General features: G+C 64.2%; 14 protein-coding genes. 5 read left to right on the top strand and 9 right to left on the bottom strand.

Annotated features, from left to right (window positions below; translation table 11 throughout):
• Nucleotides 1–172: 172 nt before the first annotated feature.
• A complete protein-coding gene (locus ACTIGF_RS02340; RefSeq protein ID WP_439635336.1) occupies nt 173–1,954 on the bottom strand; it encodes a peptidase M61 in 1,782 nt (593 codons plus the stop codon).
• A gap of 284 nt (nt 1,955–2,238) precedes the next feature.
• Between ACTIGF_RS02340 and ACTIGF_RS02335 the strand changes: the two genes are divergently transcribed.
• Genes ACTIGF_RS02335 through ACTIGF_RS02320 form a run of 4 tightly spaced genes read left to right on the top strand, consistent with a single transcriptional unit; the run spans nt 2,239 to nt 7,227 of the window.
• Complete coding sequence (locus tag ACTIGF_RS02335; protein WP_439635335.1) at nt 2,239–3,501, top strand: aminotransferase class V-fold PLP-dependent enzyme; 1,263 nt, start codon at nt 2,239–2,241, stop codon at nt 3,499–3,501.
• Nucleotides 3,498–4,451 (top strand): ornithine cyclodeaminase family protein, encoded by a 954-nt coding sequence (locus ACTIGF_RS02330; protein ID WP_439635334.1) that lies wholly within the window; start codon nt 3,498–3,500, stop codon nt 4,449–4,451. Before ACTIGF_RS02335 ends, ACTIGF_RS02330 begins: the two co-directional genes overlap by 4 nt.
• Complete coding sequence (locus ACTIGF_RS02325) at nt 4,452–5,771, top strand: APC family permease (protein WP_439635333.1); 1,320 nt, start codon at nt 4,452–4,454, stop codon at nt 5,769–5,771.
• Entirely contained in the window at nt 5,758–7,227 is a 1,470-nt protein-coding gene (locus ACTIGF_RS02320) for a S10 family serine carboxypeptidase-like protein (RefSeq protein ID WP_439635332.1), read from the top strand. Before ACTIGF_RS02325 ends, ACTIGF_RS02320 begins: the two co-directional genes overlap by 14 nt.
• Before the next feature lie 24 nt (nt 7,228–7,251).
• On the opposite strand, the gene ACTIGF_RS02315 is transcribed toward ACTIGF_RS02320, so the two are convergent.
• The 7 genes from ACTIGF_RS02315 to ACTIGF_RS02285 all read right to left on the bottom strand — a co-directional run bounded on the left by ACTIGF_RS02315 (nt 7,252) and on the right by ACTIGF_RS02285 (nt 14,546).
• Nucleotides 7,252–8,223 carry an ornithine cyclodeaminase family protein gene (locus tag ACTIGF_RS02315; RefSeq protein ID WP_439635331.1) on the bottom strand — a complete coding sequence of 324 codons (972 nt, stop codon included), beginning with the start codon at nt 8,221–8,223 and terminating at the stop codon, nt 7,252–7,254.
• A complete protein-coding gene (locus tag ACTIGF_RS02310) occupies nt 8,220–10,268 on the bottom strand; it encodes an amidohydrolase family protein (protein WP_439635330.1) in 2,049 nt (682 codons plus the stop codon). The genes ACTIGF_RS02315 and ACTIGF_RS02310 overlap by 4 nt, the downstream gene beginning before the upstream one ends.
• A 147-nt stretch (nt 10,269–10,415) precedes the next feature.
• Complete coding sequence (locus ACTIGF_RS02305) at nt 10,416–10,895, bottom strand: Lrp/AsnC family transcriptional regulator (protein WP_439635329.1); 480 nt, start codon at nt 10,893–10,895, stop codon at nt 10,416–10,418.
• 134 nt (nt 10,896–11,029) lie between these two features.
• Nucleotides 11,030–12,493: a S10 family serine carboxypeptidase-like protein gene (locus tag ACTIGF_RS02300; protein ID WP_439635328.1), complete on the bottom strand. Its 1,464-nt coding sequence runs from the start codon at nt 12,491–12,493 to the stop codon at nt 11,030–11,032.
• Nucleotides 12,494–12,657: 164 nt separating this feature from the next.
• A complete protein-coding gene (locus tag ACTIGF_RS02295) occupies nt 12,658–13,578 on the bottom strand; it encodes a glutamate cyclase domain-containing protein (RefSeq protein ID WP_439635327.1) in 921 nt (306 codons plus the stop codon).
• A gap of 8 nt (nt 13,579–13,586) precedes the next feature.
• Complete coding sequence (locus ACTIGF_RS02290) at nt 13,587–14,078, bottom strand: hypothetical protein (protein ID WP_439635326.1); 492 nt, start codon at nt 14,076–14,078, stop codon at nt 13,587–13,589.
• A gap of 9 nt (nt 14,079–14,087) precedes the next feature.
• Nucleotides 14,088–14,546 (bottom strand): YHS domain-containing (seleno)protein, encoded by a 459-nt coding sequence (locus ACTIGF_RS02285; RefSeq protein WP_439635325.1) that lies wholly within the window; start codon nt 14,544–14,546, stop codon nt 14,088–14,090.
• A 199-nt stretch (nt 14,547–14,745) separates the two neighbouring features.
• Here ACTIGF_RS02285 and ACTIGF_RS02280 point away from each other — a divergent pair, with 199 nt between their 5' ends.
• Entirely contained in the window at nt 14,746–15,246 is a 501-nt protein-coding gene (locus ACTIGF_RS02280) for a GAF domain-containing protein (RefSeq protein WP_439635324.1), read from the top strand.
• On the opposite strand, the gene ACTIGF_RS02275 is transcribed toward ACTIGF_RS02280, so the two are convergent.
• Nucleotides 15,243–15,677, bottom strand: coding sequence for a hypothetical protein (locus ACTIGF_RS02275; RefSeq protein WP_439635323.1), 435 nt, complete (start codon nt 15,675–15,677; stop codon nt 15,243–15,245). The two genes, ACTIGF_RS02280 and ACTIGF_RS02275, sit on opposite strands and share 4 nt — an antisense overlap.
• Nucleotides 15,678–15,688: the final 11 nt, after the last annotated feature.

The raw sequence follows: 15,688 nt of genomic DNA, 5'->3' as shown, positions 1-15,688 counted from the left end.
GCGTTCTGGGGTGGTCCTTGGATGATCTGGGACAGGTCTATGCGGAGTATGACAGTTTTTGCGCAGATTTTATCCGCCCGAATGACGCGGTTTCTTGCAGCGCACAATCCAGACATGACAAACCCCGCGGGCCTGGCCCGCGGGGTTTCGATGACCTGAAAGGGGACAGGCGTCAGAGCGGACAGGCGTCGTCGTCAACACCAGGCGTGCGCGCCCAGGTGTAAACGGTGACTGTCTGGCCACGGGGAAGGTACTCAAGGGTGAAGCGTTCGCCGTCACGACCGACGGACAGTGAGAGTGTGCGCTCAGGGTCAGACTGCGCCGCTTCCAGCGCCACCGGCTCCAGAATGCGGTCGCCATTGCGAAGGCCGGCCTGCTCCGCCGCTGACCCTTCAACCAGCCCGGACACGATCCGCTCCTCGCTGCTCAAGGTCGAGGCGTCAAAGCCGAGCTGGAATTCACGGCTCGGAGTCTCCTCACGCATGAAGCAGGGGCCGTACGCGTCTGACGGCGGCACCTGCAGCGCGCCCGCCATCATCTCGGTGAACCGGGTGCGGGCGTCCTCGCCCAGCTCCGCGACCATCAGATCGGCCCAGACTTCCGGTGTGAACGGGTCGCCTGCTTCCCGGATCTCGTCGATCTGGAAGAACACATCATCCATGCTGCGTTCGCCGTTGCTGGCGGCGCGAATGCGCGCATCCTCGCCGGCGAAGTACAGCGAGCCCCGGTCATAGGGCAGGGTGCGCACGCGGGTGTCGCGCCAGAACAGATACGGGATCTGGTCATTGGGCAGGTCATTGATGGCGTTGGTGTAGTACCGGCGAGCGTGCTTGTTGACGTCTTCCAGGAAAGCGTCCGGAGACAACAACCCGTATTTCAGCGGCACGCGGCGCGTGTAAAACACGTTCATGCCTTCGGTGAACCACGAGGTGGCGCCGGGAGGGCCCGAGACGCCGCCCACCCATTTATGGCTCATTTCGTGGATGATCGTGATGGCGATGTCATCGAGATTCGCGGTGTCCCCGGGATAGGACAGCATGAAGGAATTGGTCAGCCCCGCGCCGCCGCCGCCCGGATACGGGTTCGGGCGCGACATGAAGGTGTAGGGCTCCGGGTTCTCGATGCCGAAAAAGTCAAGCTGCGCCTGATAGACCTCTTCAGACCAGGGCATGGTCTCGTCCGGATCAAAGGGCGGATCGCCGATCCAGTAGGCGCTGAAGGCGTGGTCCTCGCCATCGGTGGGGTATCGGCCGACCGGACCGGCCATGTAATAGGCGGGGATCAGTCGTCCCGCCGGGCCGGTGAGCTCGGTCTCGCCCCGACCGAAACTGGAAATGCCGATCGACCCTTCTGCCATGTGGTCGAGATCCCAATTCAGGGTCATCTGGAAAGGCTGGTTGGTGTCCGGCACCACAAGAAAAGTGCTGCCCGCGCCTGTGATCACACCTTCGTTCAGACGCAAGTCGAACGGCGGCCCCGCCCCCAGCGTGGGCGGAACCAGCGCGATGGGCGCGCGGTACTGAACCCGGATCGGCCCGAAAGTGTCCCGATCCGCAAGCCAGCGCCGATAATAGATGAAATTGTTGGGGTCTTCGGGATTGTCCGCACGGGTCAGCGAGACCGGACCTTCCGTGTCAAACGCCATGACAGGCGCCACATCGCCCTCGCCATAAGGGGCGCCCAGAACGCCTGCGAAAATGGCGGGCGCTGTCAGAAACGGCTCGCCCGCTTCAACGTCATAGCCCGTCAGCTCCACCGTGACGTCGACAAAGGCTTCCTCTTCAAGCCCGCCGGGAGTGAAGGTGAGGCTCATCCGGGGCAAGCCGGCATGGGCGTCGTTCTGAGCTTCCGGCTCAGCCGTCGTGGCGGAAGGGTCAGCGCAGCCTGCCAGTGTTGCAAGCGCAAGCGCCGACATGCTGAGCGCGATCTGACGCGAGAGTGTGCGTAGGCCCATCCTTCATCTCCTCAGACTGGTAGGGTGACGCCAGTGTAAAAGCCCGCATGCGGAAGGATTTGCTGAATCTTGCAGGGTGTCTGGCTTTTTTATGCCCGGCTCTCTCGCACAGGCTCGGGTGACGCCAGCCTCTATGCGGCGTGTGGCGCCGGGTAAACTCTTCGAAAATTCCAACCCTGGCGCATTTGTTATGCGCGCGCCTGCGGACAAGTGCTCCAATTGGCATGAAATGCAGACTGGAGCTGGCCTATTGTTTACTGAGCGCATGCGTATGGGAGCCTATCATGACCTCATCCTTTTCAGACGCCAATCTGACCCGTCGGGCCTGCCTGGTCGGGGCTGCGGCGACGCCGCTGGCGGCAAGCGTTGTGGGGAAGGCGTCCGCCAAGACGCAGGATGCGCGACGGATTTTCCCTGATCGGGCCGAGTTTCCCGATATCGCCGGAACCTATCTCAACTCAGGCTCGGTTCACCCGGTCAGCCGTGGCGCGCGTCAGGCGGTCGAGACCTATCTGACATCGCGCAGCATGAGCGGTGAGGTCGAGGGCTACAGCATTGGCGAGAAGCGCCGCTCCGTGCTGGAGCGCTACGCCGCGCTGATCAATGCGGATGTGTCTGAAGTCGCCTATGTGACCAACACGTCTGCAGGCGAGGCCCTGGTGGTCAAGGCGCTGGGGCTGCCTGAACGCGGCGGCCGCATCGTGACGGACGCGCTGCATTTCTTCGGCTCCTTCCATCTCTATAACGAGTTGGAGGCCGCGGGCATGGATGTGGTGATCATCCGACCGCGTGAAGACCATCAGATTCATCTTGAAGACATGGCGGCGGCCATGAATGACCAGACGGTGCTGGTGGCGGTGTCGGCGATCTCCACCATCAACGGATTTCAGCATGATCTCGCCGCACTGACCGAGATGGCGCACGCCTATGGCGCAAAAATCTATGTGGATGCGATCCACGCCATTGGCGCGGTCCCGTTCGACGTCAAAGCCAGCAATATTGATTTCATGGCGGGCGGAAGTTTCAAATGGATGATGGGCGATATGGGGCTTGGCTTCGCCTATATGCGCGCCGACCTGATTGATCAGGTGCAGCGCCCCTGGGCCGGGTATCAGCAGCTCGCCCGCTTTTCGAGCCATGTCTATCCATACGATACGCCGGGCGATGTGGCGTTCGAGACCGGCGCGCGCGATGACGCCACGGGCCTGTTCGCCATGGGCACTTATTCCAACACCGGCGTGGCCCATCTGGACTGGTCGCTGGATTATCTCAGCCGCGTAGGGGTGGAGGCCATTCAGGCGCACCGCCAGCCGCTGATCGAGAAAGCGCGGCGCGAGATGCCGGCTCTGGGTTTTGAGCCCATGACGGCGGAGGACAGCACCGGCCCCCTGATCAGCTGGGCGCGCGAGAACGCGTATGCAGAGCTTCATGAGCGCTTGCAAGCCGCGCAGGTCCAGGTGTCGCTCTCGCGCCATCGCTTGCGGATTTCGCCGTCCGTCTTCAACACCGAAGCTGATATCGACCGGGTTCTCGAGGCGCTTTCTTGAGCGCGGCCCCGGTCTTTCTGGACGCTGACGCTGTTCGTGACAGGCTCGACTGGCGCACCTGCATGGATCTGATGCGGCAGGCCATGACGGGGTTGTCTCTGAGACAGGCCGACAGCTTGTTGCGCAGCTTCATCGCGCTGGGCGATCAGCGCACTTTCGCGATGATGCCCGCCAGCCTGCCGGAAGGGCAGGGCTTCGGCGCCAAGCTCGTCAGCGTCTACCAGACCGATCACGGCAAGACCCATGACGGGCTCGTCATCCTGTTTGAGCGCGAGGCCGGGCGGCCGGTCTGCGTGGCGGACGCCGGCGAGGTGACCCGCATCCGGACCGCCGCCATGAGCGCGGTGGCGACCGACGCATTTTCGCGGCCGGAGGCCAACACCCTGGCCCTGCTTGGAACCGGCGTTCAGGCTTTCTCCCATTTGCAGGCGTTGCGTCATGTGCGCGACTTCCAGCGCGTGACCGTGTGGGGGCGGGACGCCGCGCGCACCCGCGCTATCGCTGCAGACTGGTCGCGAGAGACCGGCCTCGTCATCGACCCGGTGCTTACGGCGAAAGACGCGGTAAGCGACGCGGACGTGATCTGCACGGTGACCGGCGCCCGCGATCCGGTGCTGAAGGGCGCCTGGGTGCGTCCCGGCGCGCATGTGAATCTGGTGGGGTCGTCAGGCCCGATGGCGGCAGAGGCGGACGCGGCGCTGCTGCAACGAAGCCGGGTCTTTCCAGACCATCTCCCGCATGTGCTCGCCCATGGCGGCGAGTTCCTGCGCGCGGTCGAGGCGGGCGCCTATTGCGCTGACATGCTGGGGCCTGAAATCGGTCTGGTGCTGGCCGGGCGTGAAGCCGGGCGCACCACGGATCAGGACATCACGGTCTTTAAATCACTGGGACACGCGGTTCAGGACCTGAGCGTCGTGTCCTGGCTTTACGAAACACGAGGGGAGAGCTGAATGGGGACGGATCCGGAATTGCGCAAAGGGGTGGGGTTGTTCCCCGTCATCGCGCTCGGACTGGGGACCGCGATCGGGGTCTCGATCTTTTCCGTCATCGCGCCGGCGACCGCGCTCGCCGGTCCCGCCATGCTGCTTTCAGTCGTTTTCGCGGCTGTGCCGATGTTCGTGATCGCGGTGACCTACGCCTTCATGGGCTCGGCCCTGCCGGCGTCCGGCGCATCCTATGAATGGCCGCGGCGCTTCGTTTCTGAAAAGCTGGCTTTCATCATCGTCTGGCTGCGCATCGCCGGGAATGTCGGCGCCATGTTCATTCTGGCGCTGGTGCTGGTGCGCTACCTGTCCTTCATCGTGCCTCTGCCCACGAAACTGACCATGGCGGGGCTGTTCGTCCTGGTGTTCGGCCTGAACATTCTGGGGATCTCCATCGCCGCGACCGTGCAGACCATGCTGATGGTGGTCCTGGTCGGCTTTTTCGCCATCTTCGTCGGCTTTGGCGGCACGGATGTCGCGCCTGAAGCGTTCACGCCCTTCATGACGGGCGGATGGGGCGGTGTCTTCGCCGCCATACCTTTGCTGGTGGGCCTGTTCTTCGGCATTGAAGCGGCGACCGAGGTCGGCGGCGAGGTGCGCAATAGCCGCCGCAACATCCCGCTCGGCATCGCGCTGGCGATCTCGACCGCCGTGGTCGTCTACTTGCTGGTCGGCGGCGTGACGCTGGGATTGCTGGGGGCGGAACGGCTGGCGAGCAGCGAAACCCCGATCCTTGACGCCATGGCCGAGCTTGTCGGGCGCGAGGCCGCCCAGCCCATCGTCGCGGTGGCGGCGGTGGCGGCGATCGGCACCTCGCTCAACGCGCTCGCCATGGGGTTCAGCCGCTCGCTCTACGCCATGGGGCATAGCGGCGCGCTGCCGTCGATTTTGGGCCGGGTGCATCCGCGTTTCGGCACGCCCTATGTGGCGCTGGGCGCGATGTTCGTCGCCTGCATTCTGGGCCTGTTCATGCCCACCAGCCTGGCGCCGCTCTTCCTGGCGGTGAACATCCCGACCTTGCTGAAATTCTGCACCACTTGCCTGTCCTCCATCGTGCTCGTGCGCACCGAGCCTGCGCTGTACGAGCAGGCCGGGTTCAAGCTGGGCAAGGGCGCCACCCAGGTCTGGGCGGTGCTGGGCATGGTGATGGCGCTTCTGGTCACCGCGCTTGGCGTATCCACCGACTGGCGTCCGTATCTGGCCCTGACCCTGTGGGGGCTGGTGGGTGTCGCCGTTTATTTCGCTCGTCCGCTCTGGACCAAGGAGGCTCCCCTTGAAGCTCATTAATCGATCAGTTCTTTCAAGCGCAGCCCTTGCAGCGGCGCTCTGGTTCGAGCCTGCATCCGCCCAGTCGCTTGAAACCGGGCTGACCGCGCGCACCCCGCATGACGGCGTGTTCGAGGGGCAGGCGGTCCAGTATGACGCCATCGTGGAAACCACATTGCTGCCCGGCGCAGACGGCGAAACCGCGGGGCGGCTGGTGACCACCAGCTATGTGGCGCAAGGCGCGGGGGACGCGTCGGAGCGGCCTGTGCTGTTCCTGTTCAATGGCGGGCCAGGCGCCTCCACCACGCCCTTGCATTTCAGCGCCTTTGGTCCGATGCGCCGGTTCGGCGACGGAGAGACCGCCTATCTGCAACCCAATCCCGACAGCCTTCTGGACCGGGCGGACCTGGTCTTCATCGACCCGGTGGGCACCGGCTTCTCCATCCCCGAGAGCGAGGATGACGGCGCGCAATTCTGGAGCCGTGAAGGCGATGCGCGCTCGGTCGCGGATGTGATCGCGGCCTGGCTGGAGCGTCATGACCGGACCGCGTCGCCGCGCTTCGTGCTGGGCCAGTCCTACGGCACGATCCGGGCGGCGGAGATCGCCCGGCTGGCGCCTGAGCTGGATCTGGACGGCGTGCTGATGTTCGCGCTGGTGCCGGACGGACGCGGCGAGGATACGGGCTATGCGCTCAGCTTTCCCAGCATGGCGGCCGCGGCCTGGTATCACCAGCGCATCGACCGGGACGGCCGCAGCGTGACTGAGGTGTTTGACGCGGCGGTCGCGTTTGTCGAGCACACCTATCTGCCTGCTCTGGAGCAGGGTGACGCTTTGCCTGAGACGGAGGCGACGGCGATCGCGGAGACGATGTCGGGATTTCTGGGCCTGCCGGCGGACTTCATCACCGAGAAGAATCTCCGCCTCAGCAATCGCGATTTCATGTTCGCCCTGCTGGAGGATGAGGGCCTGCGCACGGGGCAGCTGGATGCGCGCGCCACGGCGCGTCTGGACGCCCCGGCGCAACGCCCGCCCTATGACGATCCGGGGCTGAGCTATCACCCCGGCGAGCCGACCGAGCCAGAGGGTGAGCCGGCCTTGCGGTTTGATCCCGAAGCGCACGAGTCCATCGTCGAGGCCTATTACGACACCGTGCTGGGTTTTGACCCGGAGCGTCCCTATCGGGCGTTGAACCTTGATGTGAACGCCGCCTGGGATCATCAGGACTGGCGACCGATCATCCCGCATCTGGCGGCGGCCATGCAGGCGGATCCCGAACTGACGCTGTTCTGGGCGGCGGGTCTGTATGATCTGTCCACGCCGGCCTATGGCGGGCGCTACGCCCTTGATCAGGGGGGCGTGCCCGCGGATCGGTTGACGGCCGCCTATTTCCCGGCGGGGCATTCGGTATTTGTGGGCGAAGACAATCGTGCGCTTCTGGGAGACGCGGTCCGCACATTCCTGAGTGCTCAGGACTAAGGCGCGACGCCGGCCTGCGCAGCCCTAGAAGGGGTGTGCGGGCAGGCCCAGCTTTTGCGCTTGCTGTTCAAGAAAGCGTCCGCAGACCAGATCCTGAACGATATGACCCAGAGATTTGTAGGCTGTGATGGTGTCTGACTCGGGACGGCCGCTCAGGCGTCCCAGATAGACATCGCCGATCTCGCCCGCCACATGGCTGTCATCGACGCGACCCGCGGCTTTCGCGTTCAGGAATTCAGCGCCTTGCGCCAGCACGCCTTCGCGATGGTCGGCGATGAAATAGCTTCGCGCGACCAGATCGTCATCCACTTCCGCCGGGCCGGCATAGCTTGAGCCGACAATGTTGATATGGGCGCCGGGCGACAGCCATTCGCCCTTCACAAGCGGGGTGGGCGAGGCGGTGACGGTGGCGATGATGTCGGCGCGTTCCACGGCGCTGCGGATGTCCTCGCAGGCCTGGATGTCGAGCCCGGAATACGCCGAGATGTCCCGCGCGAACCGTTCGGCTTTCTCCATCGACCGGCCCGTGACGCGGATCTCTTTCAGATCCCGAACCTTGGAAATGGCGAGGATGTGAGAAGCGGCCTGTTCGCCATAGCCGACCACCGTCAGGCGCTCCGCGTCATGGCGGGCCATCGCATTGGTCGCGGCGGCGCTGGCGGCGCCGGTGCGGATCGAGGTGACCTCGCCCGCATGCACCAGCGCGGTGGGCTCGCCGGTGTCTGGATCAAACATCAAAATGCCGCCCTGGTGCGATTGCCGCCCCTTGTCGGCGTTTCCGGGGAACACGCTGACCAGCTTGGCGCCGAAAGCCCCTGATCCGTTTAGCGCTCCGGGCATAACGCCGAACATGCGGCTGTCGGCCATACGCAGGATGGACCGGAGCGGTTGGATGCTCTGACCGCTCGACAGGGCGATCATGCCCTCGCGCATCAGGTGGATCGCTTCTTCATAGCTGAGATGAGTGCGGACGAAGTCCTGGCCGATCACTCTCATTGCGCCGATCCCGCATCATGACCTGGCAGCGCGACAGGCTCCGCGAAAGGTTGAATGCCCAGAGCGCGATGAATGTCGGCGGGCCGATAGGCGACGCCGTCTTTCATCACCAGCCGGATCTGGCGGATGGCCGAGATGTCCTCCAGCGGATTTCCCGGCACCAGGAAGAAGTCCGCCCGTTTGCCGATTTCGATGCTGCCAAGCCAGGCATCGCGCCCGAGATAGCGTTCAGCTTCCAGCGTCGCCAGAGCCAGCGCACGCGCCGGGCTCAGCCCCGCCTGAACATACAGCTCGACCTCGCGATGCACGGTGAATCCGTAGCCGTTATCAGTGCCCGGCAAGAGCTGGACGCCCCGCGCGTCGAGCATCTTCATGGTGTCCAGAAGACTCTGGAAGCCGTTGCGGTATTCAAGGTCGGTCGCTTCACTGTCGATGGTGACGAAGGCGCGGCGACGATTGCGCTGGAACCCGACCGGCATGTGTTCCACATGACCGGCGGCGGAGCTCGGGAATTCGCCTGACCGGCTGAGCATCAACAGCTCCAGCGTCACGGCGGTGGTGTCGAGCGCGGCGCCATGCTCGACCATCAGATCGACGGTATGCCGCACCTCTTCGCTCTCAAGATCGAGCGCGGCGGCGCGGCGCATGCCGGTCAGACGGATCGGGGTGCGCGTGTCTTCTTCGGGCTCAAGCAGCCAGCCCAGCATCAGCTGGTTGATGTGGGAGATGTCGTCATAGCCGGCCTCGATCACATAGTCGGGCGAGACGAAGGCGGGCACATGTCCGGTGACCCCGAGCCCCCAGGCGTGAGCCTCTGCGATCACCGGGGCGATCCAGTCGCCGGGCAGGGAGTTGTAGATCTTGACCTGGTGATAGCCGTGGCTGGCGTACCAGCGCACCGCTTCCAGCGCGTTTTCAAGCGAGTCCGCAATGATGCCGGTGCGCACTGAATAGGGGCTGCGCCCTTCCAGCATGCCGTTGCGCACGGTGCGCGGGCCGGCCAGCTCTCCCGCCTCGATCCGGCTGACCAGTTCGATCAGGCCTTCAGGGTCGTTGCCCATATCCCGCACGCTGGTGACGCCGGCGGACAGATAGCGCAGGCCGGTCTGGGCGTTGATATGGGCGTGCATGTCGTGAAGGCCGGGGATCAGCACGCCGGCTTCGCCGTCGATGACCTGATGATCCTCGCCAATCCAGGCGTCGGCGTCGGGCTGGACGCCCACGATCTCGCCCTCAAACACGGTGACGGCGGACAGATCGGTCAGCGCGCCGGCGTCGGGATCAAACAGGCGCACATTGCGGATGACCACAGGCGTTTCATAGCGGTGCGCCAGCTGGTCCTGCAGCTCTTCCTGATGACGGTTTTCAAACTGGTCGCGCAGCGCGGCAAGTTGAGGCGCGAGCGCGGCGTATTCTTCCAGAATGGTCATGCCGCCGGAGAAGTTGGCGATCAGCCGCAGATCCGGGTCCATCAGCACATAGCCGGCGCCCAGATTCAGACCGGTCAGCCGGTAGACGCGCGCGTCCTCCGCGCCGTCGATGGGCGCGTCAAGCGCCACCTCTTCCACCCGCAACTGGCCGGCGGGCAGAACGGGCAGGGAGTCCGCGCCCGCAGCCAGGATGGCCCGCACATAAAGGCCGGCGCTCCAGGGGCTGCTGTCTGCGGCGATGTAGAGCCGGGGCTCGCTGACCGCGACGTCGCCGCTGTCTGACTGACTGTTCCACACCAAGCGCCCGTCCTGCTGGGTCAGGGTTTCGTGAACCGGATCGCCAAAGAGGGAATGGCCTTCAATGGTCCAGGACAGCGGCACGCCGTCATCGTTCAGCGTCAGGCTTTGGTGATTGCCCGGCCCGCGACCGTTATTGTCCACGTCGTAATCAAGCTCGACCTGATCGCCGCGGATTTCGGCGGTCAGATACCCTACGTTTTCGCCGGCTGCGATGACGACATAGGCGTCAGTTCGCGCGTCTTGGGCGTGCGCGTCCGCCGCTGAAAACAGGCACAGGCCAAGGATGAGGCTGGCGACAAGAGATGACAGGCGCATGAGCGGAGAACTCCGTTCCGGAAATGAAGCGCCTGAGGGGCGCTTCATGCAGACTAACGGGGCGTTGGTCGATATTTTTGCCTATTGGCGTGAAGCCATGCCCGGGTGCAGGAAAAATCTCGCGTTCAGACGACCGAATGCGATTGCTTATGCCTCTGTGATCCGCACGGGCAGGGCGGTGGTGTTTTTCATCTGAGAGAGCGCCACAATCGAGCTGACATCTTCAACGCCTGGTAGCTTCAGGATCGTGTTGAAGATAAACTCTTGATACCATTTGATATCTGGCGCGACGACCTTGATCATGACATCGCGCTCGCCCAGAATGGAGTAGCACTCCACCACTTCTGGAATGGACATGACGCCCCGGACAAATTTTTGCCGGTCCGCATCCGCCAGATAGGAGATTTTGAGCTGGGCGAACACATGCAGGTTCACACCCAGCATTTCCGGATCCAGAAGCGCGACCTGGGCCTTGATGAACCCCTCTTCGCGAAGACGCTGGATGCGCCGCCAGCACGGGGACTGGGACAGTCCGACCCGGTCGGCCAGCTCGGCGGTGGAGATGGAGCAGTCTTTCTGAAGCTGCTCCAGAATGCGCACATCAATGGCGTCCAGTTTCGGCGTCATCGAATTTCTCCCCTCTTCATGCGCATGTCTTTATCGACTTATGGCGCTATGAAAGTTGAAACTTGAGAGTTTCAGTGAAAGGGAGAATAAACAATGCGTCAAATTAAAAATCTGCAGGATTTTCAACCGTAGAGTTAACGCGTGAGAAAGCGCCGGAGATCCGCACTCATCGCCGCCAGGGCGTCCGGGTTGGTATAGGCCATATGGCCGCCTTCATACTCGGCCAGCCAGATGCGGCCGTCGCCGCCCTCGAGATGGTCAGCGAGGTAGCGCGCCGGTCCCAGAGTGGTGGTCGTGTCATATCGGCCTGTACCGATCAGGATGGCGAAATCGTCCGAAGCGGCCAGCGCCGCTTCGAGATGGGACGCATAATTATAGTCGTCAAAAGGCCCGCCCATTCCGCCCGTGGGAAGCCAGCGCCAGTCCGATGCATTGGGCGCGCGCCAGTGATAGTCGTTCATCGGCAGGGGCACGCTCAGCGTTTCGCTGAAATGCGCGGTCAGGGCTTGCGGAATCCAGCTCGACACAGGGCCGAACGGGTCTGACGGCCGTTCGCCTGGCTGCGGTGCGGGAGCGGTGTAGCGCGCATCGTATACCGCCAGGCGTTCATCCGTGTCCGCCAGCAGAACCTGGCGGAATGCGGCCTTGGTGATGGTCAGGCGATGGTCGAGATAATACTGCGCCGGCACGCCGGTATAGGCGTGCAGCTGTCGGGCGACAGCGTTTCGCTCCTCATCGCGCAACGCCGAGCCTTGCGACAGCGCCATCAGATAATCCGTCATGGCCCAGTCGTGGACCTGATCCACGAACCCGGCGACGTCCAGGCCTTGCGGATCCACCCGGCCATGATAGGCGGCGATGGCGGCCAGAGACGCCAGATTGGTGGCGTAGGAGACGATATTGTCGGCGCGCTGGGAGGTCTCGATCATGTTGACCGCCTGGCCCATCAAGATCACCCCGTCCAGCGGACGGGTTTCAGCCAGCAGTCCAGCGACCACGCTGGCGCGGATCGTGCCATAGCTTTCGCCCATCACGTAGACAGGAGAGTGCGCGCGATCATGCGCCTCCAGCCAGTCCGTGATGAACTGCGCGGTCATCTGTGCGTCGCCCCACACGGTCAGAAGCACTTCGTCTGCATCCTCGCTCGTGACCCGGCTGAAGCCGGTGGCGGGCGGGTCGATGAAGACCAGATCTGCAATGTCCAGAAGCGTGTGGGGGTTCGCCACCGTTTCAGCTTGCTCAGGAACCGGCGCTTGCGGATCGCGAGGCGCATTGATGCGCACCGGCCCGAGCGCGCCCATGTGCAGCCAGCTGGACGGAGCGCCAGGGCCGCCATTGAACAAGAACAGCACCGGGCGCTCTGCGGCCGCCGCGCGGGTGTCCGCCAGATATGCGGTCGTCACCAGGCTGGCGGCGGGCAAGGCGTCGCTCGCCTCGATTTCTGTGCGTTCGACCAGCGCCTGATATCGCACGGCCTGGCCCCCGAACACGCCTTCAAACTCGGTGTTGGCGTTCAGCACGACAGGCTGCGCCGCGCTGGCGGCGCTACATCCCAAGGCGAACACGGTGGCGGTGAGAATGGAGCGCAGTACGGTCATGACGTCTTCCCTGGTGTGCTTCGTCACCAGTCTATCGGCCTAGAGGGACATGGATGGTTCGAAAGTGTGCGTTATTCAGCCTGATGTTGGAATAATCATGCGCGCCGTTGCACAAAATGAAGGCGATCGCGCGTTTTCGTCCCATGGCGGGCTGGAGGCAGGGCCTAGGCCGGGCGGGGCACGGCGAACAGCGCATCACGTTTGGCGAGATGCGTCGACAGGGCGAAGCCGTCAATGGTCGGCGTCGCTTGCCCGGTCACGCCGTCCACCGCGCCAGCCTTGAGCGCGGCGGCGAGCCGGTGGTGTTCGCGCACATCGCTGACCGCATCGCGCCAGACGGGCGCCTGATCGGGCGCGAGTTGGGCCATGGCCGCAGCGAGGGCGTAGCTGGTCCAGTGAGTGACGCCCGCAATGATCAGCGCGTCGGCGCCGGTGGCGCTGGCGATGGTCTGACCTTGGTCGACATGGGTGAACAGCGCGGATTTGGGCAGGGCGCCCATGCCGATCTCATTGCCGCCATCGCCGGCAGCCAGCCGCATAAAACCGGATCGGGGATGAAAGGCGGCGTCAAACGCCAGCGTATGCGCGCTGAGATCGCGGCCGCGCATGGAATAACAGCGCCCGTCTATCGCCCGACCCGGGCGTTCAATGGAAAAAACGGTCCTCACGCCGCGCGCGTTGAGCTCGTCCTGCAAGCTGTCAGCGTGGTCCAGCGCCAACAGAGTGGAGCCAGGCAGGCCCGCCTCGCGTATCAGCGGGTCGAGCACCGGCGCGCAGGGCGTGTCGGTCACCACCACCACATCCCGGCCAAGCGCATGCAGCGCTTCGGCGATGGCCATGACCGCCAGCGGTCCGTCGGTTTCTGCGGCGGGTTGGGCGGCATGGGCCACGTAAAAGCCGGTGAACAGGGCGATCGCGCCGTCCGTCTGCGTCAAATGACGCGCCGCCCGTTCAAGTCCGCCCTTTGCGTGCGGCGCCAGCAAGTCCGCGCCCCGGCTGGCGCCAAGGGCCAGCTCTGTCTCGAGCGCTGCGAACAGGGCGTCTGTCGCATGCGTCTCAAGCGTCGGGGCGGGGGCGGTCGGCATGGCTCGGGCTATCCTTTCAGCGTGCGTAAGGCCTCGCCTCCACGCAACACCACCACAATCAGTCCAGCGACCCAGGTGATGCAAGCGGCGATGAACAGCGCCGGGCTCCATTCGGTCGGCTGACCGTCCGCCCAGGCCGTCGGGGTTTCAATGCCCAGGGGCGTGAACAGGTGGAACACGATTGCTCCGCTCATCACGCCCATCGCCAGTAATCCGCCCAGGCTCTGGCTCAGGGCGGCGTGTCCGGGTTTGCGCGTGGTCAGCATCACCACGAAGGGAATACCCAGCACCAACAGGGCGGCCGTCAGCTCCGCGAGCCCGATGATCCAGGGGCCGGCGGGGTAAAACAGCCCGATGCCGGACCAGTCGCGCAGGGTTTCAAAGATATGTTGAGGCGTTTCATGCCCGGTGAATTTATAGCGCAGGGAATCCAGAAAGATCGCCGATATCCAGATCCCGAGCCCATAGGCGGCCAGTTTGCGAAGGTTGATCCCCAGCATGATCGTCTCCTATTCGCTCAAAAGGGCGGGGAAATTGGCGTCCGCCTGCGCGATATGGCCGGGAATATCCTGGGTCCAGCGCTCTTTGATCTCGCGATTATAGTTCAGATACAAAACGCCATCGACGATATTCCAATGATTGGGATCGCCCTTGGCGGTGTAACCCTGAGACACCGCCCAGGCGCAATAGCCGCCATAGGCGGGCGCGTATTGTTCGGGGTCCGCGACGAACAGATCCAGATTGGCCTGGCTGGCGAAGCGCCAGTCCGCGCCATTCCAGGACGTCGTGTACGCGCGATCACCGCGCACGGCTTCGCCTTCAGTGTGATAGGCGACGGCGTCATACCCGCCCACAGCGGTGTTGCTGAACCGGCCCGTATAGACCGCGTCTTCCGCCAGAGCTGCGCCCGTCGGCAGGGCGGCGCCGGTGAAGGCCAGCATGCCGGCCAGAAGGATTGCGTTTCGCATGGTCTTGCTCCTGTTGCATCGACATCAGTGTCGTTCAGGCAAGGCTTAGACGAAGTAGTCCCATACCGCTCTACACAGGCTTGCACGAAGGCGTGAGCGGCGTGTGATCACGATTGTTTGCAGACCCGGCGCTGGCGCCGGACGCCATGCGCGATTAGATGTGCCGCCAATGAAATGTGTGACAGCGCAGGAGCCGGCCATGGCTGAGGAAATGAGCACCGCCGTAGAGGGCGAGACCAAGGCTGAGGCCTATGTCCGTCTGGGCAAGGAAATCGCCGCCATCGTCGCGGGCGAGACCAGTCATACGGCCCGCTACGCGACGGCGGCCTGCCTTCTGGCGCATAATTTCGGCCCGCGGTTTTTCTGGACCGGGTTTTACGTGGTCGATCCGTTGAAGCCTAATGAGCTGGTCGTCGGCCCGTATCAGGGCACGCTGGGCTGTCTGCGCATTCCGTTCGGCCGCGGCGTCTGCGGCGCGGCGGCGGCGACGGGCGAAACCCAGCTGGTCCCTGATGTGGAGGCTTTCCCCAACCATATCGCCTGCGACAGCCGGTCGAAATCAGAGATCGTCGTGCCGGTGTTTGACGCGGACGGGCAGCTGGCGGCGGTCCTTGATGTGGACTCCGCCGAGCTCGACGCCTTTGACGGTGACGATCAGGCCGGTCTTGAAGCGATCTGCAAGACGCTTCTGACCGCCTAGAACAATCCCAGGAATTTGCGGCGCCGGGTTTCGCCGGGCTGCGCTTGCACCGGCGGCGTGACCGGGGTCGCCTGCTGCTGGTCCGTGGCTTTCGGGCTGGCGGACTGCGGCGCTTCACCCAGACGCGGCGGGGCCGGTGCGCAGATTTCGGCGTCGCACAAAGCGGCGTCCATGCCCGTGGCGCTGCTGGCGCTGTGAGCGTAGCTCATGGAGCCGCCAGACGCTTCGCCCAGGCCCAGCCGGGTGCGTACGGAGGCGCGGAAGTCTTCGGCGCGGTCGCTGAGCGTCTCGGCGCGCGCCTGGTGTTCCTCAAGGCGGGAGAGGTCGGCCGGGCGCGGCGCCCGCACAGCCGACGCCACATCGTCCAGTCTGGCGCGGGCCAAAGCTTCTCGGGCGCGTTCGATGTTCAAACGGGTGGGGTCTGCACTCATCATCGCCTCCT

The organism is Oceanicaulis sp., assembly GCF_051859625.1.
Classification (GTDB): Bacteria; Pseudomonadota; Alphaproteobacteria; order Caulobacterales; family Maricaulaceae; genus Oceanicaulis.
The sequence above is the reverse complement of the archived record's forward strand: the minus strand, read 5'-3'. Positions and strand labels throughout refer to the sequence as shown.

Coding starts and splice junctions, on each gene's coding strand:
- ACTIGF_RS02275 (WP_439635323.1), bottom strand. CDS start 15,677: ATGAGTGCAGACCCCACCCGTTTGAACATCGAACGCGCCCGAGAAGCT.
- ACTIGF_RS02290 (WP_439635326.1), bottom strand. CDS start 14,078: ATGCTGGGGATCAACCTTCGCAAACTGGCCGCCTATGGGCTCGGGATC.
- ACTIGF_RS02335 (WP_439635335.1), top strand. CDS start 2,239: ATGACCTCATCCTTTTCAGACGCCAATCTGACCCGTCGGGCCTGCCTG.
- ACTIGF_RS02300 (WP_439635328.1), bottom strand. CDS start 12,493: ATGACCGTACTGCGCTCCATTCTCACCGCCACCGTGTTCGCCTTGGGA.
- ACTIGF_RS02340 (WP_439635336.1), bottom strand. CDS start 1,954: ATGGGCCTACGCACACTCTCGCGTCAGATCGCGCTCAGCATGTCGGCG.
- ACTIGF_RS02325 (WP_439635333.1), top strand. CDS start 4,452: ATGGGGACGGATCCGGAATTGCGCAAAGGGGTGGGGTTGTTCCCCGTC.
- ACTIGF_RS02305 (WP_439635329.1), bottom strand. CDS start 10,895: ATGACGCCGAAACTGGACGCCATTGATGTGCGCATTCTGGAGCAGCTT.
- ACTIGF_RS02315 (WP_439635331.1), bottom strand. CDS start 8,223: ATGAGAGTGATCGGCCAGGACTTCGTCCGCACTCATCTCAGCTATGAA.
- ACTIGF_RS02310 (WP_439635330.1), bottom strand. CDS start 10,268: ATGCGCCTGTCATCTCTTGTCGCCAGCCTCATCCTTGGCCTGTGCCTG.
- ACTIGF_RS02280 (WP_439635324.1), top strand. CDS start 14,746: ATGGCTGAGGAAATGAGCACCGCCGTAGAGGGCGAGACCAAGGCTGAG.
- ACTIGF_RS02295 (WP_439635327.1), bottom strand. CDS start 13,578: ATGCCGACCGCCCCCGCCCCGACGCTTGAGACGCATGCGACAGACGCC.
- ACTIGF_RS02285 (WP_439635325.1), bottom strand. CDS start 14,546: ATGCGAAACGCAATCCTTCTGGCCGGCATGCTGGCCTTCACCGGCGCC.